The organism is Peribacillus sp. BM1 (assembly GCF_056679975.1).
The window spans coordinates 105,859-120,184 of record NZ_JBWXPJ010000002.1 but is presented as its reverse complement, the minus strand read 5'-3'; the positions used below and the strand labels follow the sequence as shown (position 1 = coordinate 120,184).

12 protein-coding genes, 1 pseudogene and 1 riboswitch are annotated in these 14,326 nt (G+C 37.6%); of the genes and pseudogenes, 11 read left to right on the top strand and 2 right to left on the bottom strand.

Features of this window, described 5'->3' with window-relative positions; all coding sequences use genetic code 11:
• Positions 1 to 433 precede the first annotated feature (433 nt).
• The 6 genes from AC1MGI_RS21420 to AC1MGI_RS21395 all read left to right on the top strand — a co-directional run bounded on the left by AC1MGI_RS21420 (position 434) and on the right by AC1MGI_RS21395 (position 6,944).
• Positions 434 to 1,534 (top strand): carbohydrate kinase, encoded by a 1,101-nt coding sequence (locus tag AC1MGI_RS21420; RefSeq protein ID WP_480350065.1) that lies wholly within the window; start codon positions 434 to 436, stop codon positions 1,532 to 1,534.
• A gap of 255 nt (positions 1,535 to 1,789) precedes the next feature.
• Positions 1,790 to 2,701, top strand: a complete 912-nt coding sequence (locus AC1MGI_RS21415; protein WP_480350063.1) for an EamA family transporter — start codon at positions 1,790 to 1,792, stop codon at positions 2,699 to 2,701.
• A gap of 91 nt (positions 2,702 to 2,792) precedes the next feature.
• Complete coding sequence (locus AC1MGI_RS21410) at positions 2,793 to 3,767, top strand: carbohydrate kinase family protein (RefSeq protein ID WP_480350061.1); 975 nt, start codon at positions 2,793 to 2,795, stop codon at positions 3,765 to 3,767.
• The gene (locus AC1MGI_RS21405) at positions 3,751 to 4,680 is read left to right on the top strand and encodes a pseudouridine-5'-phosphate glycosidase (RefSeq protein WP_480350059.1); all 930 of its coding nucleotides are present in this window, start codon (positions 3,751 to 3,753) and stop codon (positions 4,678 to 4,680) included. The genes AC1MGI_RS21410 and AC1MGI_RS21405 overlap by 17 nt, the downstream gene beginning before the upstream one ends.
• A gap of 129 nt (positions 4,681 to 4,809) precedes the next feature.
• A complete protein-coding gene (locus tag AC1MGI_RS21400) occupies positions 4,810 to 5,991 on the top strand; it encodes a NupC/NupG family nucleoside CNT transporter (RefSeq protein ID WP_480350057.1) in 1,182 nt (393 codons plus the stop codon).
• Between the two features lie 23 nt (positions 5,992 to 6,014).
• The gene (locus AC1MGI_RS21395) at positions 6,015 to 6,944 is read left to right on the top strand and encodes a nucleoside hydrolase (RefSeq protein ID WP_480350055.1); all 930 of its coding nucleotides are present in this window, start codon (positions 6,015 to 6,017) and stop codon (positions 6,942 to 6,944) included.
• 250 nt (positions 6,945 to 7,194) lie between these two features.
• On the opposite strand, the gene AC1MGI_RS21390 is transcribed toward AC1MGI_RS21395, so the two are convergent.
• Positions 7,195 to 7,551 (bottom strand): hypothetical protein, encoded by a 357-nt coding sequence (locus AC1MGI_RS21390; RefSeq protein ID WP_062186753.1) that lies wholly within the window; start codon positions 7,549 to 7,551, stop codon positions 7,195 to 7,197.
• A 310-nt stretch (positions 7,552 to 7,861) separates the two neighbouring features.
• Between AC1MGI_RS21390 and tnpC the strand changes: the two are divergent.
• Positions 7,862 to 8,721: pseudogene (tnpC, locus tag AC1MGI_RS21385) on the top strand (IS66 family transposase).
• A gap of 317 nt (positions 8,722 to 9,038) precedes the next feature.
• Here the strand turns inward: tnpC and yppF are convergent.
• Positions 9,039 to 9,236, bottom strand: coding sequence for a YppF family protein (gene yppF, locus AC1MGI_RS21380; protein ID WP_480350053.1), 198 nt, complete (start codon positions 9,234 to 9,236; stop codon positions 9,039 to 9,041).
• A 315-nt stretch (positions 9,237 to 9,551) separates the two neighbouring features.
• Between yppF and AC1MGI_RS21375 the strand changes: the two genes are divergently transcribed.
• The 4 genes from AC1MGI_RS21375 to sdaAA all read left to right on the top strand — a co-directional run bounded on the left by AC1MGI_RS21375 (position 9,552) and on the right by sdaAA (position 14,321).
• The gene (locus AC1MGI_RS21375; RefSeq protein WP_480350052.1) at positions 9,552 to 10,931 is read left to right on the top strand and encodes an amino acid permease; all 1,380 of its coding nucleotides are present in this window, start codon (positions 9,552 to 9,554) and stop codon (positions 10,929 to 10,931) included.
• Positions 10,932 to 11,296: 365 nt separating this feature from the next.
• Positions 11,297 to 11,399, top strand: a riboswitch (glycine riboswitch).
• A gap of 262 nt (positions 11,400 to 11,661) precedes the next feature.
• Positions 11,662 to 12,912: a serine hydroxymethyltransferase gene (gene glyA / locus AC1MGI_RS21370; protein WP_480350051.1), complete on the top strand. Its 1,251-nt coding sequence runs from the start codon at positions 11,662 to 11,664 to the stop codon at positions 12,910 to 12,912.
• Between the two features lie 15 nt (positions 12,913 to 12,927).
• The gene (locus AC1MGI_RS21365; protein ID WP_480350049.1) at positions 12,928 to 13,440 is read left to right on the top strand and encodes a serine dehydratase beta chain; all 513 of its coding nucleotides are present in this window, start codon (positions 12,928 to 12,930) and stop codon (positions 13,438 to 13,440) included.
• Entirely contained in the window at positions 13,440 to 14,321 is an 882-nt protein-coding gene (gene sdaAA / locus AC1MGI_RS21360; RefSeq protein ID WP_480350142.1) for an L-serine ammonia-lyase, iron-sulfur-dependent, subunit alpha, read from the top strand. Before AC1MGI_RS21365 ends, sdaAA begins: the two co-directional genes overlap by 1 nt.
• Positions 14,322 to 14,326: the final 5 nt, after the last annotated feature.

Below are 14,326 nucleotides of genomic sequence, written 5' to 3'. Positions count from 1 at the left end.
AATATTTTAGAATGGTGTTCACTGTTGTGTTTATGGATCTTCTAATTTTTTTGAAGTCGTTTAATTGACATGGATGGACAGGATCTTTCATCCTATTTCTTCCCTCTGTGCCTTCCTCTAGACTATTTTTCTATGTATCTCATGGTCACTTTTCCACTTTTCCATGCTTAATAGAATAGAAAGAGGAGAAGGGTAACCTTGAAAAGTGTACCTATAATCAATCGCATTCTACCAAGTAAAATAAACAGGAAAAAAGCTACAAATTAATTCAATTGTTGCTTTTTTCCTGTTTATTTTTGAATTTTGTCATATAGTATTTTCGAATGACGAAATAATAGTTTTGAATAAGTAGCGCCTTTAATCTGTTGCATGCGAAGAATGATAAGTATTATACTTAATATTAACAGATGTTGTATAAAGGGAAGGGGAATACATGGTCAAGGATCAGCACATTTTGTCTTTAATTAAAGAAAACCCATTTATTTCTCAACAAGAACTATCAGCAAAACTTGGACTTTCCAGATCAGCGGTGGCTGGATATATATCCACCTTAACGAAAAAAGGAGAAATACTTGGACGTGCTTACATCGTACGGGAAGAATCACGAATTACTTGTATCGGTGGAGCCAATATAGATCGGAAGTCACAAACTTTGAAGCCCATTCAGTACGGTACTTCCAATCCTGCAACGGTTAGACAGTCTTGCGGAGGTATTTCTCGAAATGTAGCAGAGAACTTAGGGAGGCTGGGTTGCCAAGTGTCATTGATCACTTTAATCGGAGATGATCAAGAAGGAAGATGGCTTTTGGAAGAAACTAAACGCTATGGAGTAGATGTTAGCCAATGTTTAGCAATAAACCTGGAAAAGACAGGGACTTATACCTCGATTCTTAATGATACGGGTGAAAAGATTCTTGCTGTAGCTGATATGCAAATCTATGACCAGTTCAGCATTGAATTCATTGAAGCGCGCTGGTCGCATCTGGCATCCTCTCATATAATATTTGCTGACTCCAATCTTCCAGAAGAAACGTTGACCTATCTTATTAAAAGATGCGAAAAAGAGCAACTGACTTTATGGGTGAATCCCGTTTCAGCACCAAAGGCGTTGAGACTGCCTTATAATTTACAGGGCATAGATTTGCTGATTGCGAATCGTGAAGAAGCAGCCGCATTGTCTCAAATGGAGATTAAAACGATTGAAGACTGTAAGAAAGCAAGCGAGCAAATAATACAAAGAGGCGTCAAACAAATTATTGTTACGTTGGACGGACTGGGTGTATTTTGGTCGGCCCATGATGGAAGACAAGAGTATCTGCTTCCAATACAAACTGGTATTTTGGATCGTGCTGGAGTAGAAGAATCGTTGATAGGCGGTGTTCTATTCGGCATGAGTCATGATGAATCCTTTGAACAAGCTGTACGTTTAGGTATGGCAGCTTCAGCTATCACTTTGCAAACATGGGATACAAATGCGGATTTGACAGCAGAACAACTGTATTCGCTTGTTGAAAATAGCTTTAAGAATGATTAGACCCCTTAATTAACCATATTAAGGTGATTTTGTTGTTTGATTTTTTGCAAAAGAAAAGAAAAGAAAAAAAGTGAAGCGAAAGAATTAATAATAGGCCGATATTTCCTTATGTCAAGGGCAGTATCGGCTTTTTTGCGCATGAAAAATGGTCAAATAGCATTTACTAACAAATGTCTGTGTGATAAACTTTTGTTTTCTAAGAATTTAGATGTCACTTAGATAGATCTACTTAAGAAATGAAAGGAGAGAAAATCAATGAGAAAGAGCTATTTGTATCCTTTGTTGGTGGTTATAGGGGCTTGTAGTTATGGCATCGTTTCAACCATCATAAAGCTGGCAATGCGGGAGGGTTTTTCAGCCTCGGAAGCCGTTACGAGTCAATTTGTTATCGGTTTTGCTATAGCTGTATGCATATTTGCTATCCAAGGGAAAAAAGTGGATGTGAGAGGGATGAAAAATATTATTCCCGCTGGTATTTTAACAGGGTTGACTAATATTTTGTATGGTTTGTCATTGAATTATTTACCTGCCTCTTTGGCAGTCGTTCTTCTATTCCAATTTACATGGATAGGTATGTTAATCTCGTGTATTGCAAATCGACAATTACCTAGTCGAAAGGAGTATTTTTCTCTCATTTTATTGTTTGTCGGAACCATACCAGCAGCTGGTTTAGTAGATGTCGATTTATCGACAATCCCTATCCAAGGTTGGTTGTGGGGGTTAGGAGCAGCTTTATGCTATTCGCTATTCTTATTTTCAAATGGCAAATCGAATACGACGTCGACTTCTAATCGTTTAGTATTGGTTTCTTTCTTTGCTTTAATAACAACATCTGTCTTTCAGTCTCCACAAATCATTTGGGATGGGACGTTGTTTAGTGAAGGGCTTTGGATGTTTGGTTTAGCTTTGGGTCTATTCGGAATGGTTGTTCCAGTCTTCTTATTTAGTATTGCTATTCCAAAAGTGGGGTTAGGAATCTCATCAATATTGAGTGCAGTGGAATTGCCAATCGCGATGATTGTTTCCGTCCTATTGTTAAATGAGACGGTTTCAATCGTGCAAATGGTTGGTGTATTCATCATTATTGTTGGAATATGTTTACCTACATTAAGTGAAAATGTAAGGCTGGGAGGGAATAAAAATGAAAAGAATAGTATTTTAAACTAATCTTTTAAAAAATTATTGACAATTCAAAATGTAAGCGTATACTAAACATATGTTTAAAGGTTAAACAATTGTTTTCAGAGGGGTGTTGAGTTTGACGAATGCTTTTCATGAGGAAAAACAAAAGTTCCCCATTATTTGTATAGGGGGAGCGAATGTTGATAAAAAGTTATACATCAAAAATGAAAGGGTTTACCAAACGTCTAATCCAGTAAAATCCTCAAGGGCAGTTGGTGGGGTAGCAAGAAATATTGCTGAAAATTTAGGGCGGTTAGGCGAAGAAGTTGTTTTGTTTTCAGTAAGAGGGGATGATCCAGATTGGTTGGATATTTACAAATCATCCTCACCTTTTATGAATTTAAATCATGTCACGAAGTTTGAAAATTCGTCAACAGGTTCCTACACAGCCGTTTTAGATGAGCATGGCGATTTATCGATCGCCTTAGCAGATATGGATATTTTTGATCATATTACACCTGAGCTGCTTATGAAAAACACCGATATTCTTATCAAAGCTAAATGTATTCTAGTGGATTTAAATTGTTCTGGGGAAACCATTGAATTTCTATGTGACTTCACATCTATACATAGTATTCCATTAGTTATTATCCCTGTTTCGTCGCCAAAAATGAATAGGCTTCCAAAAACTTTGAGTGCAGTGAGTTGGCTCATCGTAAATAAAGATGAAACAGAAACGTATATGAATATCAAAATCAACGATAAGAAAGATTGGGAAAACTCGGTAATGAGTTGGTTAGAATTAGGGGTAAAAAATGTGATTGTAACGAACGGATCACAAGGTGTCATGGCAGGGGTTGAAAATGGTGAGCTTCATTACTACCCAGCTATCGAAACCCCTATGGTTATTGATGTTACTGGTGCAGGCGATTCATTTTGTTCAGGGGTGATGTATTCCTGGTTACAAAAGAAAGAATTGGATTGCGTTATTAATTCGGGTCTGGTTAATGCACATAAAACCATTATGTCAAAATATACAGTTAGACAAGAATTGTCACAAACACAATTTAAATTGGATATGGAGGAATTTTTAAATGAAAAAGTATATTGAATTATCACAAGAGGTACAACAAGCAAAAGAGGAAGGAAAAGCAATCGTTGCTTTAGAATCTACAATTATTTCTCATGGTATGCCTTATCCTCAAAACGTTAAAATGGCTCGTGAAGTGGAACAAATTGTTCGAGATAACGGGGCTGTTCCAGCAACAATTGCGATCATAGATGGGAAAATTAAAATTGGGTTAACAGATGATGAGCTGGAGTTATTCGGTAAAAGCTCAGATGTTGCGAAAGTATCAAGACGTGATTTAGCTCAAATTATTGCTTCCAAACGTTTAGGAGCTACGACTGTAGCGACAACGATGATTTGTGCGGATTTAGCAGACATTAAAATCTTTGTAACAGGTGGTATCGGCGGGGTTCATAAAGGGGCAGAAACGACGATGGACATCTCAGCTGACCTTGAAGAATTAGCTCAAACGGATGTAGCTGTAATTTGTGCAGGTGCTAAATCGATCCTAGATTTATCTCTTACACTTGAATACCTTGAAACAAAAGGGGTGCCTGTCATTGGTTATGAAACGGAGTGCCTACCAGCATTCTACACTAGAAAAAGTGAACATCAATTAAACTTCTCTACGGATTCAATTGATGTTATTGCTGAAACCTTAAAAGCGAAATGGGAATTAAACCTTAAAGGTGGAGCCGTAATCGCGAACCCAATTCCTGAAGAATATGCGATGGATGAAGCTTATATCAATGGCATTATCTCTCAAGCAATCAAAGAAGCAGAAGAAAACCATATTATTGGTAAAGATAGTACACCATTCTTACTTGGAAAAATTAAAGAATTAACGGATGGTAAAAGTCTTGATGCCAATATTGAATTAGTCAAACATAATGCTAAAGTAGGATCGAAAATTGCAGTTAGCTTCAACGACAAAACTACATTAGTACTAAACTAAGTTCGTAATTAGTATAAACTCAACTTCTATAAAGTTAGCTGTCTGCGATTCTTGTTAACAACTAGACTTTATAGAAGTTGTTTTTTTTAGAAATAATTGTAAACGTTTCCATTCGGAGGAGGCTTGAATATGAATTTTATATTCTTACTAACAGGAATTTTACTTGTTTTTGGTGTTGCTTTTTTAGTCAGTAACAATAGAAAACAAATAAAATATAAGCGTATTTTGATTATGTTGGCTGTGCAAATTTTTGCAGTTTACTTCATGATGAATACGAGTATCGGTTTAATTGCGATTACTAAAGTAGGCGTTTTCTTTGAAAAATTAATGAAAATTGCTAATTCAGGAATCCAATTTGTATTTGGTGATATGGTGAATGAGGGTGGATTTACGTTTTTCCTATCCGTGTTATTACCGCTTGTTTTCATATCTGTTTTAATAGGCATACTAAATTATATAAAAGTATTGCCATTCGTCATCAAATATATCGGTTTAATTTTAAGTAAAATAACAGGAATGGGGAAACTAGAAAGCTACTTTGCCGTATCTACAGCTGCACTTGGACAACCAGAAGTGTTCTTAACCATTATCAAGCAAATTCCACTCCTATCTCCAAAAAGACTTTATACCATTTGTACGTCAGCAATGAGTGCAATAAGTATGGCGATGGTTGGGTCTTATATGACCATGTTGGAGCCAAAATATGTTGTAACGGCTGTTGTATTGAATATCTTTAGTGCACTGATCATTGCTAATATTATTAACCCATACGATTTAGATGATGATGAAGATTTAATTCAAATTGAAGAAAAAGAAAGACTTCCATTCTTCCAAATGATTGGAGAAAGTGTAATGGATGGGTTTAAAATTGTTATTATTGTTGCCGCGATGCTGTTGGGATTTATTTCCTTGATGGAATTGATTAATGTGGTTTTTGTAGGCGTATTTCAGGTTTCTTTCCAAACGGTTATTGGCTATATTTTTGCACCAATCGCTTTCTTAATGGGTGTTCCGTGGGCAGAAGCTGTACAAGCAGGTGGAATTATGGCGACAAAACTTATAACCAATGAATTTGTTGCCATGTTGAATTTTGGTGACATTTCAAACCATCTTTCCGATAAAACCATTGCCATTGTATCCGTTTATTTAGTAAGTTTTGCTAATTTCGGAACTGTGGGTATTGTTGCTGGTTCAATCAAGTCAATCAGTGAAAAACAAGGAAGCCATGTTGCAAAATTTTCATTGAAATTATTGTTAGGTGCGACATTAGCATCTGTCATTTCAGGAACAATAATGGGTATTGTCATGTAACTATAAAATAGGAGTGAATGATTATGACGACAAGAAAAATTATTATGGATTGTGATCCAGGACATGATGACGCAATTGCCATTATTTTAGCTGCTGCACGATCAGAATTGGAAATTTTGGCGATTACAACCGTTTCCGGAAATGCAGAAATTGAAAAAACGACGATGAATGCCTTAAAAGTTTGTGATTTAGTTTCACTAAAAGATGTTGTTGTTTCAAAAGGGGCAAGCGATCCATTGATTCGATTACGAGAAACTGCACCCGGTATTCATGGAGATTCAGGTTTAGATGGTCCTGAGTTACCAGAACCATCTCGAAGCTGGAGTGGGGAGCATGGGGCTGATACAATCATCAGATTAGTAAAAGAGTCAAAAGAGCCTGTTACGATTCTTCCGACAGGACCATTAACAAATATTGCTATGTCTTTATCAAAAGCACCAGAAATTAAGGACAATATTGAAGAAATTGTTCTTATGGGTGGTGGAACATTTGGTAACTGGACACCAACGGCTGAATTTAATATTTGGGCGGACCCAGAAGCCGCAAAAAAAGTATTTGATAGTGGTATACCAATCGTTGTTATGGGACTAGATATCACACATCAAGCCTTGGCAACAAAAGAAGTTATCGATCAAGTGAATAAAATTGATAACCATGTTGCTAAAATAGTTGGGGAATTATTAGTGTTTTTTGCATCCACATATAAAGAGATGTTTGATTTTGATGGGGCACCAGTACACGATGTATTAACTGTGGCATATTGTGTTGCACCAGAATTGTTTAAGACGAAAGATGTAAATATAACAGTGGAAACGAAAGGCGAGTTTACAGCAGGAACCACGTTAATTGATCTACATGGGGTCACTGGTAGAAAAGTTAATGCTAAGTTTGGAGTAGAACTTGATGTAGAAGGTTTTTGGAAACTAATGATTGAAGCACTTAAAAAATACTAGAACTTACTAGCCTTTGCTCTCTGGGAGCAAAGGCTACGAACCGTCTGTATACTTTTATTCATCATATTAAAAAAGATAGATTTGAATGTTACAAAATGTGCTTTATGCTAGGCTGCTCCAATTGTGCTGACAAACAGAGGGGACAGATAAAAGGGTTTCCTTATCCATCAAAGGTCATTCATCTATTTCTGAATAATAATTCTGTTGAAAGATAGGGATCTATTAGCTAGAGAGTGTTAGAAAAGGCCTATCATGATTCCTCTTTTCTTAATAAGAAACTGAGACTCTTTAATGTGTGGAGTCTAGCGGTAAAAATAAATAAGTCATCGTAGTTCCTTTCTACATATTCATTAATAACGTCGATCCCTTTTCTAAATCTCTCGACTAATAAATAAGTATATTGTTCATTCCAGCAAAACTGATTGATTCTCTGAAGTTCATCAGCAAGTATTTGGAGCTTATATTCCTTAACAAAAAGCCTTAGTTGATACACTTTATCCATATTTAAAATAAGGCTGCTTTTCTTATCCTGGTTTTTATAAACAAATTCTATAAATCCATGTATATTTTCAGCTAAAAGATTCGCAATTTTCATATTGAAATTCATATTTCCAACTCCTCAATGTATGCAAACCAATACATTACTATGAAGATTGTATGATTTGGATCGGTATTTTAACACTAAAATACACCTTGTGCGTTATTATCCAAAATTAGTTTTCTATTTTTACCTACTAACATACCTTGTTCTTTTGTAACTACTCAGACCCCCTATAATTTTTGGAAAATAACTCCATCTCCACGTCTGATTTCTTGATAACTAGTGAACGCTTGGAATATCAAATCAAAGGAGGTAAAGGATATGAACTACAAAAAGTTTTTAACTATCTACAATCAAGGCCCAGAAAAGCTATAAGTTGATTCCTTTCGCTCGAACAAAAGAGTTCTTTCAGGACTTTTTCGATTTGTCGATGAGCGAAGGAACCTTATGGAATGTCAATGAAAAATTTGGCACCCATTTGGTGAACACTTTTGAACCACAAGCGAAAAATCAGATTCTCCAAGCACCAGTTGTACATTTCGATGAAACAGGCTTACGAAGTGAAGGGAAACGCAATGGTTACATACGTTAAATACCGACCAAGTGACGTTACAGTATGTCCACGAAAAACGCGGCACAGAGGCAATCAACGAGATTGATCTCTTGCTAAAATTTCAAGGGATTGCTGTTCATGATTGTCTGGCATTCTATTTTGTGTATGAAAATTGTGAACATGCCGTGTGCAATGCCCATTTACTTTGCGATCTAAAAGCCGTTTACGAGTAAACGGAACAAACATGGACACCGAATATGATGGAGATTCTCCTTTTGGCCAAGCAAGAGCGAGAACGTCAAGATGAGCCACTGAATCCCATGGTTATTGCATGGATGGATGATACCTATCTAGACATTATAGAAAAGGGATATGTGGAAAATGCAACCATGGCCAATCATGATACGGAAAAGTTATTAAATCGACTCTCCAAGCGCCAAGATTCTGTCCTACTATTTGTAGAAGATCCACATGTTCCCTTTGATAATAATTTGACCGAACGAGATTTACGAATGGCCAAAGTGAAGCAAAAAGTTTCAGGTGCATTCCGAAGTGAAACGGGCGCACAAAACTTCGCGATGGCACGAAGCTTTTTAAGCACACTGAAAAAGCAAAAAAAGAACCTGTTTGAATCCATTAAACAAGTGATAAAAACAGGAGAAAAAGAATTGTTTGAAACCTAGTTTACGAGGTAATTCGTGATGAGTTACCTCTATTTGTTGAGTAGTTACAAAAATACTAGAATCCAATATAGAAGGTCGTAATTTGAATAATGCTATTTTCAATAGCGGAAATTTGAAAAATAGCCTTTGCTCAACGGGAGCAAAGGCTATTAATAATCTTTTACAACTATGAAGAGCTATTAGACAAAACTTGTTTTATAGATTGTTTCATGTGTTTCATAATAGATGTTCCTGTTTACTAATCATGTGTATTAGATTCTAGAATAAGTAAAAGAGTATATTGTTAGAGTGGTGAATATTCTGTAGATTTTTCAAAGTTATCTTGTTTTTATGAAGAATGATATTGGCTTTTCTGCTTTCAGTTTGTCCAGTTCAAAGAAAAGTTTTTTGTATTCAACAATCGATAGTTCCCCATCAATATACCCTTTTTGAATATAGTCTAATAATTCATTGGCATGTAATGGGTTTCTCTTTTTTACAAGTTCAAAACGATGTATTAAGTCTTCTACTAACATAGTAATCCACTCATTTCATCTTTGTTTTTGCAACATGTCTTCATTTTTGAAAAGTATACCATGCAGATGGTTAGATATTTTCTTTTTTGAAAATTCAAACTTACGACATTTTTTTACAATTTATTAACAAAGTTCCTAAACGAATCCTCTAAGGAAGGGAATTATTTTGGGTAATTTTGCAGAAAATTCAATATGTTCTAAATGTAAGCGTATTCTTTTTAGTGTCGAATTGACGGATAGTATGGTAAACTTTTATTAAGCTATTAATATGTTAAAATTGCAAACAATCTAAAAAAGTAGAGAGTGGGAAATTGTATGCAGGAACAAAAACTGGCGAGAGGTCTAAAAAACAGACACGTGCAGCTAATTGCTATTGGCGGGGCGATCGGAACGGGATTATTTCTTGGAGCAGGAAAATCGATTCATTTAGCAGGGCCGTCGATTTTATTTGCTTACATGATTACAGGCGTCATTTGCTTTTTAATCATGCGTGCACTTGGAGAACTACTCCTATCCAATTTGGAATATGACTCTTTTGTTGACTTTGTAAAAGACTATTTAGGTAATATGGCCGCATTTATTACCGGCTGGACTTACTGGTTTTGCTGGATTTCAATCGCAATGGCCGACTTAACAGCAGTTGGTCTCTATACCCAATATTGGCTTCCCGATGTACCACAGTGGATGCCAGGATTAATTGCACTTGTCATTTTGCTCATGATGAACCTTGCAACTGTAAAACTTTTTGGCGAAATGGAATTCTGGTTCGCATTAATTAAAGTCATCGCGATTTTAGCACTCATTGTGATCGGTATTTTCATGATTATTAAAGGCTTTTCCACGAATTCAGGCGCATCCAGCTTCACGAATCTATGGAGCCACGGAGGCATGTTCCCAAATGGCATAAATGGCTTTATCCTTTCATTCCAGATGGTCGTGTTTGCGTTTGTTGGCATTGAACTTGTAGGACTTACAGCAGGTGAAACAGAAAATCCAGAAAAGGTGATCCCACAAGCAATCAATAATATCCCGATTCGGATTATCATTTTCTACCTTGGCGCACTTATTGTCATCATGAGTATTTATCCGTGGAATGCCATCAATCCAATGGAAAGCCCATTTGTCCAAGTCTTCGTGGCAGTTGGAATCGCAGCAGCTGCTGGTATTGTCAATTTTGTCGTCCTAACATCCGCAGCTTCAGCATGTAACAGCGCTATTTTCAGTACAAGCCGGATGGTATACTCCCTTGCCAATGATAAAAATGCACCTATACCATTTACAAAACTTACTTCTCGTAAAGTACCTTCCAATGCATTATTCTTTTCAACTGTTGTCATTCTACTAGCCGTTGTTTTGAATTATGTCATGCCAGAAGGCGTATTTACGCTGATTACAAGTATTTCTACGGTATGTTTCATCTTTATTTGGGGAATTACTGTCATCAGTCATTTGAAGTACCGCAAAACAAGACCAGATCTAGCGAAAGTGAACAAATTTAAATTGCCACTATATCCATTTTCCAATTACTTGATCCTTACTTTCCTAGCGTTCGTTCTTGTCGTACTTGCACTTGCGGAAGATACTCGAGTTGCTTTGTTCATAACTCCTGTTTGGTTTATTTTGCTGATTACGATCTATAAGATGCGGAAATCGAAGGGGGATCATGTGGATCAAAGAAAAATAGTGGGAAATTAAGAGGGAACGAACAAAAATCCCGCCCGTGTACTAATGAAATTTGATCAAAAAATCCTGTGTTAATCATCTGAGGCCACTGAAAAGTCCTTTTAAAGAGAAAAAGAAGCTAACGACCTACTATATATAGGTTGTTAGCTTCTTCTATTGTCTGTATATCGATAAAAATCTTTGCTACTTTCAAAATGAGTTACTTTTTCAGTGCGCTCTAATCATCTATACAGGTTTTTTTGATCTTATTCGTTTCGATTAAACTACCCACGCTTTTAGTCAACTAATTCTAAAAAAATGTTAGCGTTTACAAAATAACCTTGACAGATCTACCTTATGCAACTATTCTGAATATAACAGAAACTAAATATGAGCGAATGACGGTTGTGGGAGAGTGCAATGTAACAAGCCACCGAAGGAGCAAGTTCCAAAAAGACCCTTGGAGCAAATCTCTCAGGTAGATGGAACCACAATCGGACGCACCTCTGGAGAGCGCGTATAAGTAGTACGCCACCAAAGGGGAACGACTCTATGAATCATAGGGTTAAACTCTCAGGTAAAAGGACAGGGAAGGGTAGAGAAAGTCACGCTATCCTTTTCTGTCCTTTTTTGCGTGCAAAAACGGGAGCGTATCTCCACAGTTTTCTCAGAAAAGAAGAGTGATAGTGAGAGAGTGGTTTCACTAGCTAAGCTGAAAGGATCCAAACATGGTGTCATACAAAAAAATTGAGGGGGAGTATATATGAGTTTACAGCAAAATGATTCTATTATTTTTGGAGCGATTGAAAAGGAACGAGAGCGCCAACTTCAAACACTTGAGTTAATCGCATCAGAAAATATTGTAAGCGAAGATGTATTAGAAGCTATGGGAAGCGTGATGACGAATAAATATGCAGAAGGGTATCCAGGAAAGCGTTATTATGGCGGGTGTGAATTTGTTGACGTGGCAGAACAAACAGCGATCGAGCGCGTAACGGAGCTATTTGGCGCTAAATATGCCAATGTTCAGCCACACTCAGGAGCACAAGCAAATTTTGCCGTTTTCTTCGCACTGCTTCAGCCTGGTGATAAAGTAATGGGAATGAACCTTTCACATGGTGGACATTTAACACATGGAAGCCCTGTTAGTGTTTCAGGAAAATGGTTTGACATTGTGTCTTATGGTGTGAGGGAAGATACGCAAGTCATTGATTACGATGAATTAGAAGAGATCGCCAAGAAAGAAAAACCGAAATTGATTATTGCAGGGACAAGTGCTTATCCAAGAACGATCGACTTTGCTCGCTTTAGAAAAATTGCCGATCAAGTCGGGGCAAAACTTATGGTCGATATGGCGCATATTGCAGGACTAGTAGCAGCTGGACTTCATCCATCTCCAATTCCATATGCCGATGTTGTGACAAGTACGACACATAAAACATTGCGTGGCCCGCGTGGCGGTATCATCTTAACAAATGATGAAGAGATGATTAAAGCGGTTAATAAATCGATATTCCCTGGTATTCAAGGTGGACCACTGATGCATATCATTGCTGCAAAAGCGGTGGCTTTCAGAGAAGCTTTACAACCAAGTTTTAAAGAGTATGCCAACCAAGTTATTGACAATGCGGCAATACTTGGCGAAACCTTAAAGAATGAAGGAGCGGCCCTCGTTTCTGGTGGAACAGATAATCATATTGTCCTATTAGATTTACGTCCATGGAATTTAACTGGAAAAGAAGCCGAGAAATTATTAGAAGAAGTGGGCATTACCGTAAATAAAAATACGATTCCGTTTGATCCAGAAAAACCATTTGTTACGAGTGGAATCCGTATCGGAACAGCTGCGTTAACAACGCGTGGCATGAAACAAGAAGAAATGGTGAAAATCGGAAAAGTGATCGCGGACGTTTTAACAAATAAAGGTGATGAAGCCGTTCTTGAAAAAGCAAAAGCAACAACTAAAGCGATTTGTAGCGCGTATCCGTTATTTCAACAAGCAGTAACGGTGTAAGAAAGGGGGAGAATCATGGAATTTCAAAGTTGTTTTGACATAATCGGCCCAATCATGGTCGGACCGTCGAGTTCTCATACAGCTGGTGTTGTATCGATTGGAAAATTTATTTATGAACTGTTAGGAGATTATCCACAAGAGACCAACATTGTATTTTATGATTCGTTTGCTGAAACCTACCAAGGACATGGAACAGATAAAGCACTTCTTGGCGGATTACTCGGGATGAATACCGATGATTCCCAAATCAAATACGCATTGGAAAAAGCAAAAGAATGTGGTATGCAGTACCAGTTTGAATTCGAAAACACTTGCGAGTATATGGACCACCCAAATACAACCATTGTAACAGCAAAACGTGATGAGCGTGTTGTCAAGGTTGGTGGTGTATCACTCGGAGGTGGCTTATCGAAGATCTTTATGATTGATGATGAGATGGTATCGATTCGTCTTAGCGCTGGAGATGACTTTTCGATCCTTGCGAAACCTTATCAACAGAAAGAGAAAGTATTGGTGAAGGCGATATGATGGAAATTCAATCTATGAAAGAGCTTATTGAAGCTTGTGAACAGGAGAAAAAATCCATTAGCGAAATGATGTTAATGGTTGAAGCAAAAAAGTCAGGTAGAGACGAAGAGACGATTATCAGCATGATGGAAGAGCGATTGATCAAAATGAAAGAAGCGGTGGATAGTGGGATTAAAGATGCTTCCACGGCGCCAAGTGGGATTTCTGGCGGTGATGCCGTGAAGATGTCTGAATACGTTCGGCAAGGTAAATCCCTATCAGGCGATTATATAAGCAATGCTATGAGCTTTTCATTAGCCACTTCTGAAAATAACGCCAGAATGGGCGTCATTGTGGCAACACCAACTGCTGGAGCAGCAGGGATCTTACCTGGCGTATTATTTTCGCTTCATAAAAATGATGGCACACCTTACAAAGAGTTGGTGAAGGGCTTGTTTACAGCAAGCATGCTAGGTCTTGTCATTGCGAACCGTTCTTTCATTTCAGGCGCAGCTGGAGGTTGTCAAGCAGAGGTCGGGTCTGCAACAGCGATGGCAGCAGGAACAATCGTTGAGTTAAAAGGTGGGTCGCCACAGCAAGCGGTGAATGCTACAGCGATTGCGATGAAATCCCTTTTAGGATTAGTTTGCGATCCAGTCGGAGGGCTTGTTGAAGTTCCTTGCATCAAACGGAATGTGATCGGTACTTCCATTGCCTTTTCAGCGGCTGATATGTCTCTTGCTGGCGTTGAGAGTCGGATTCCGTGTGATGAAGTCATTGAAGCGATGTACAAAGTTGGAAAAGATATGCCACGGACTCTTCGTGAAACAGCTCTTGGGGGTCTTGCGATGACCGAAACAGGTAAAGAGGTAAAAGAACGTCTATTTTGCAGAAAATCTTAATCGGG

What these genes read in the sequence shown, in the direction of transcription:
- AC1MGI_RS21420 (WP_480350065.1), top strand. Translation starts at nt 434, where the DNA reads ATGGTCAAGGATCAGCACATTTTGTCTTTAATTAAAGAAAACCCATTT.
- AC1MGI_RS21415 (WP_480350063.1), top strand. Translation starts at nt 1,790, where the DNA reads ATGAGAAAGAGCTATTTGTATCCTTTGTTGGTGGTTATAGGGGCTTGT.
- AC1MGI_RS21405 (WP_480350059.1), top strand. Translation starts at nt 3,751, where the DNA reads ATGAAAAAGTATATTGAATTATCACAAGAGGTACAACAAGCAAAAGAG.
- AC1MGI_RS21400 (WP_480350057.1), top strand. Translation starts at nt 4,810, where the DNA reads ATGAATTTTATATTCTTACTAACAGGAATTTTACTTGTTTTTGGTGTT.
- AC1MGI_RS21395 (WP_480350055.1), top strand. Translation starts at nt 6,015, where the DNA reads ATGACGACAAGAAAAATTATTATGGATTGTGATCCAGGACATGATGAC.
- AC1MGI_RS21390 (WP_062186753.1), bottom strand. Translation starts at nt 7,551, where the DNA reads ATGAATTTCAATATGAAAATTGCGAATCTTTTAGCTGAAAATATACAT.
- yppF (WP_480350053.1), bottom strand. Translation starts at nt 9,236, where the DNA reads ATGTTAGTAGAAGACTTAATACATCGTTTTGAACTTGTAAAAAAGAGA.
- AC1MGI_RS21375 (WP_480350052.1), top strand. Translation starts at nt 9,552, where the DNA reads ATGCAGGAACAAAAACTGGCGAGAGGTCTAAAAAACAGACACGTGCAG.
- glyA (WP_480350051.1), top strand. Translation starts at nt 11,662, where the DNA reads ATGAGTTTACAGCAAAATGATTCTATTATTTTTGGAGCGATTGAAAAG.
- AC1MGI_RS21365 (WP_480350049.1), top strand. Translation starts at nt 12,928, where the DNA reads ATGGAATTTCAAAGTTGTTTTGACATAATCGGCCCAATCATGGTCGGA.
- sdaAA (WP_480350142.1), top strand. Translation starts at nt 13,440, where the DNA reads ATGGAAATTCAATCTATGAAAGAGCTTATTGAAGCTTGTGAACAGGAG.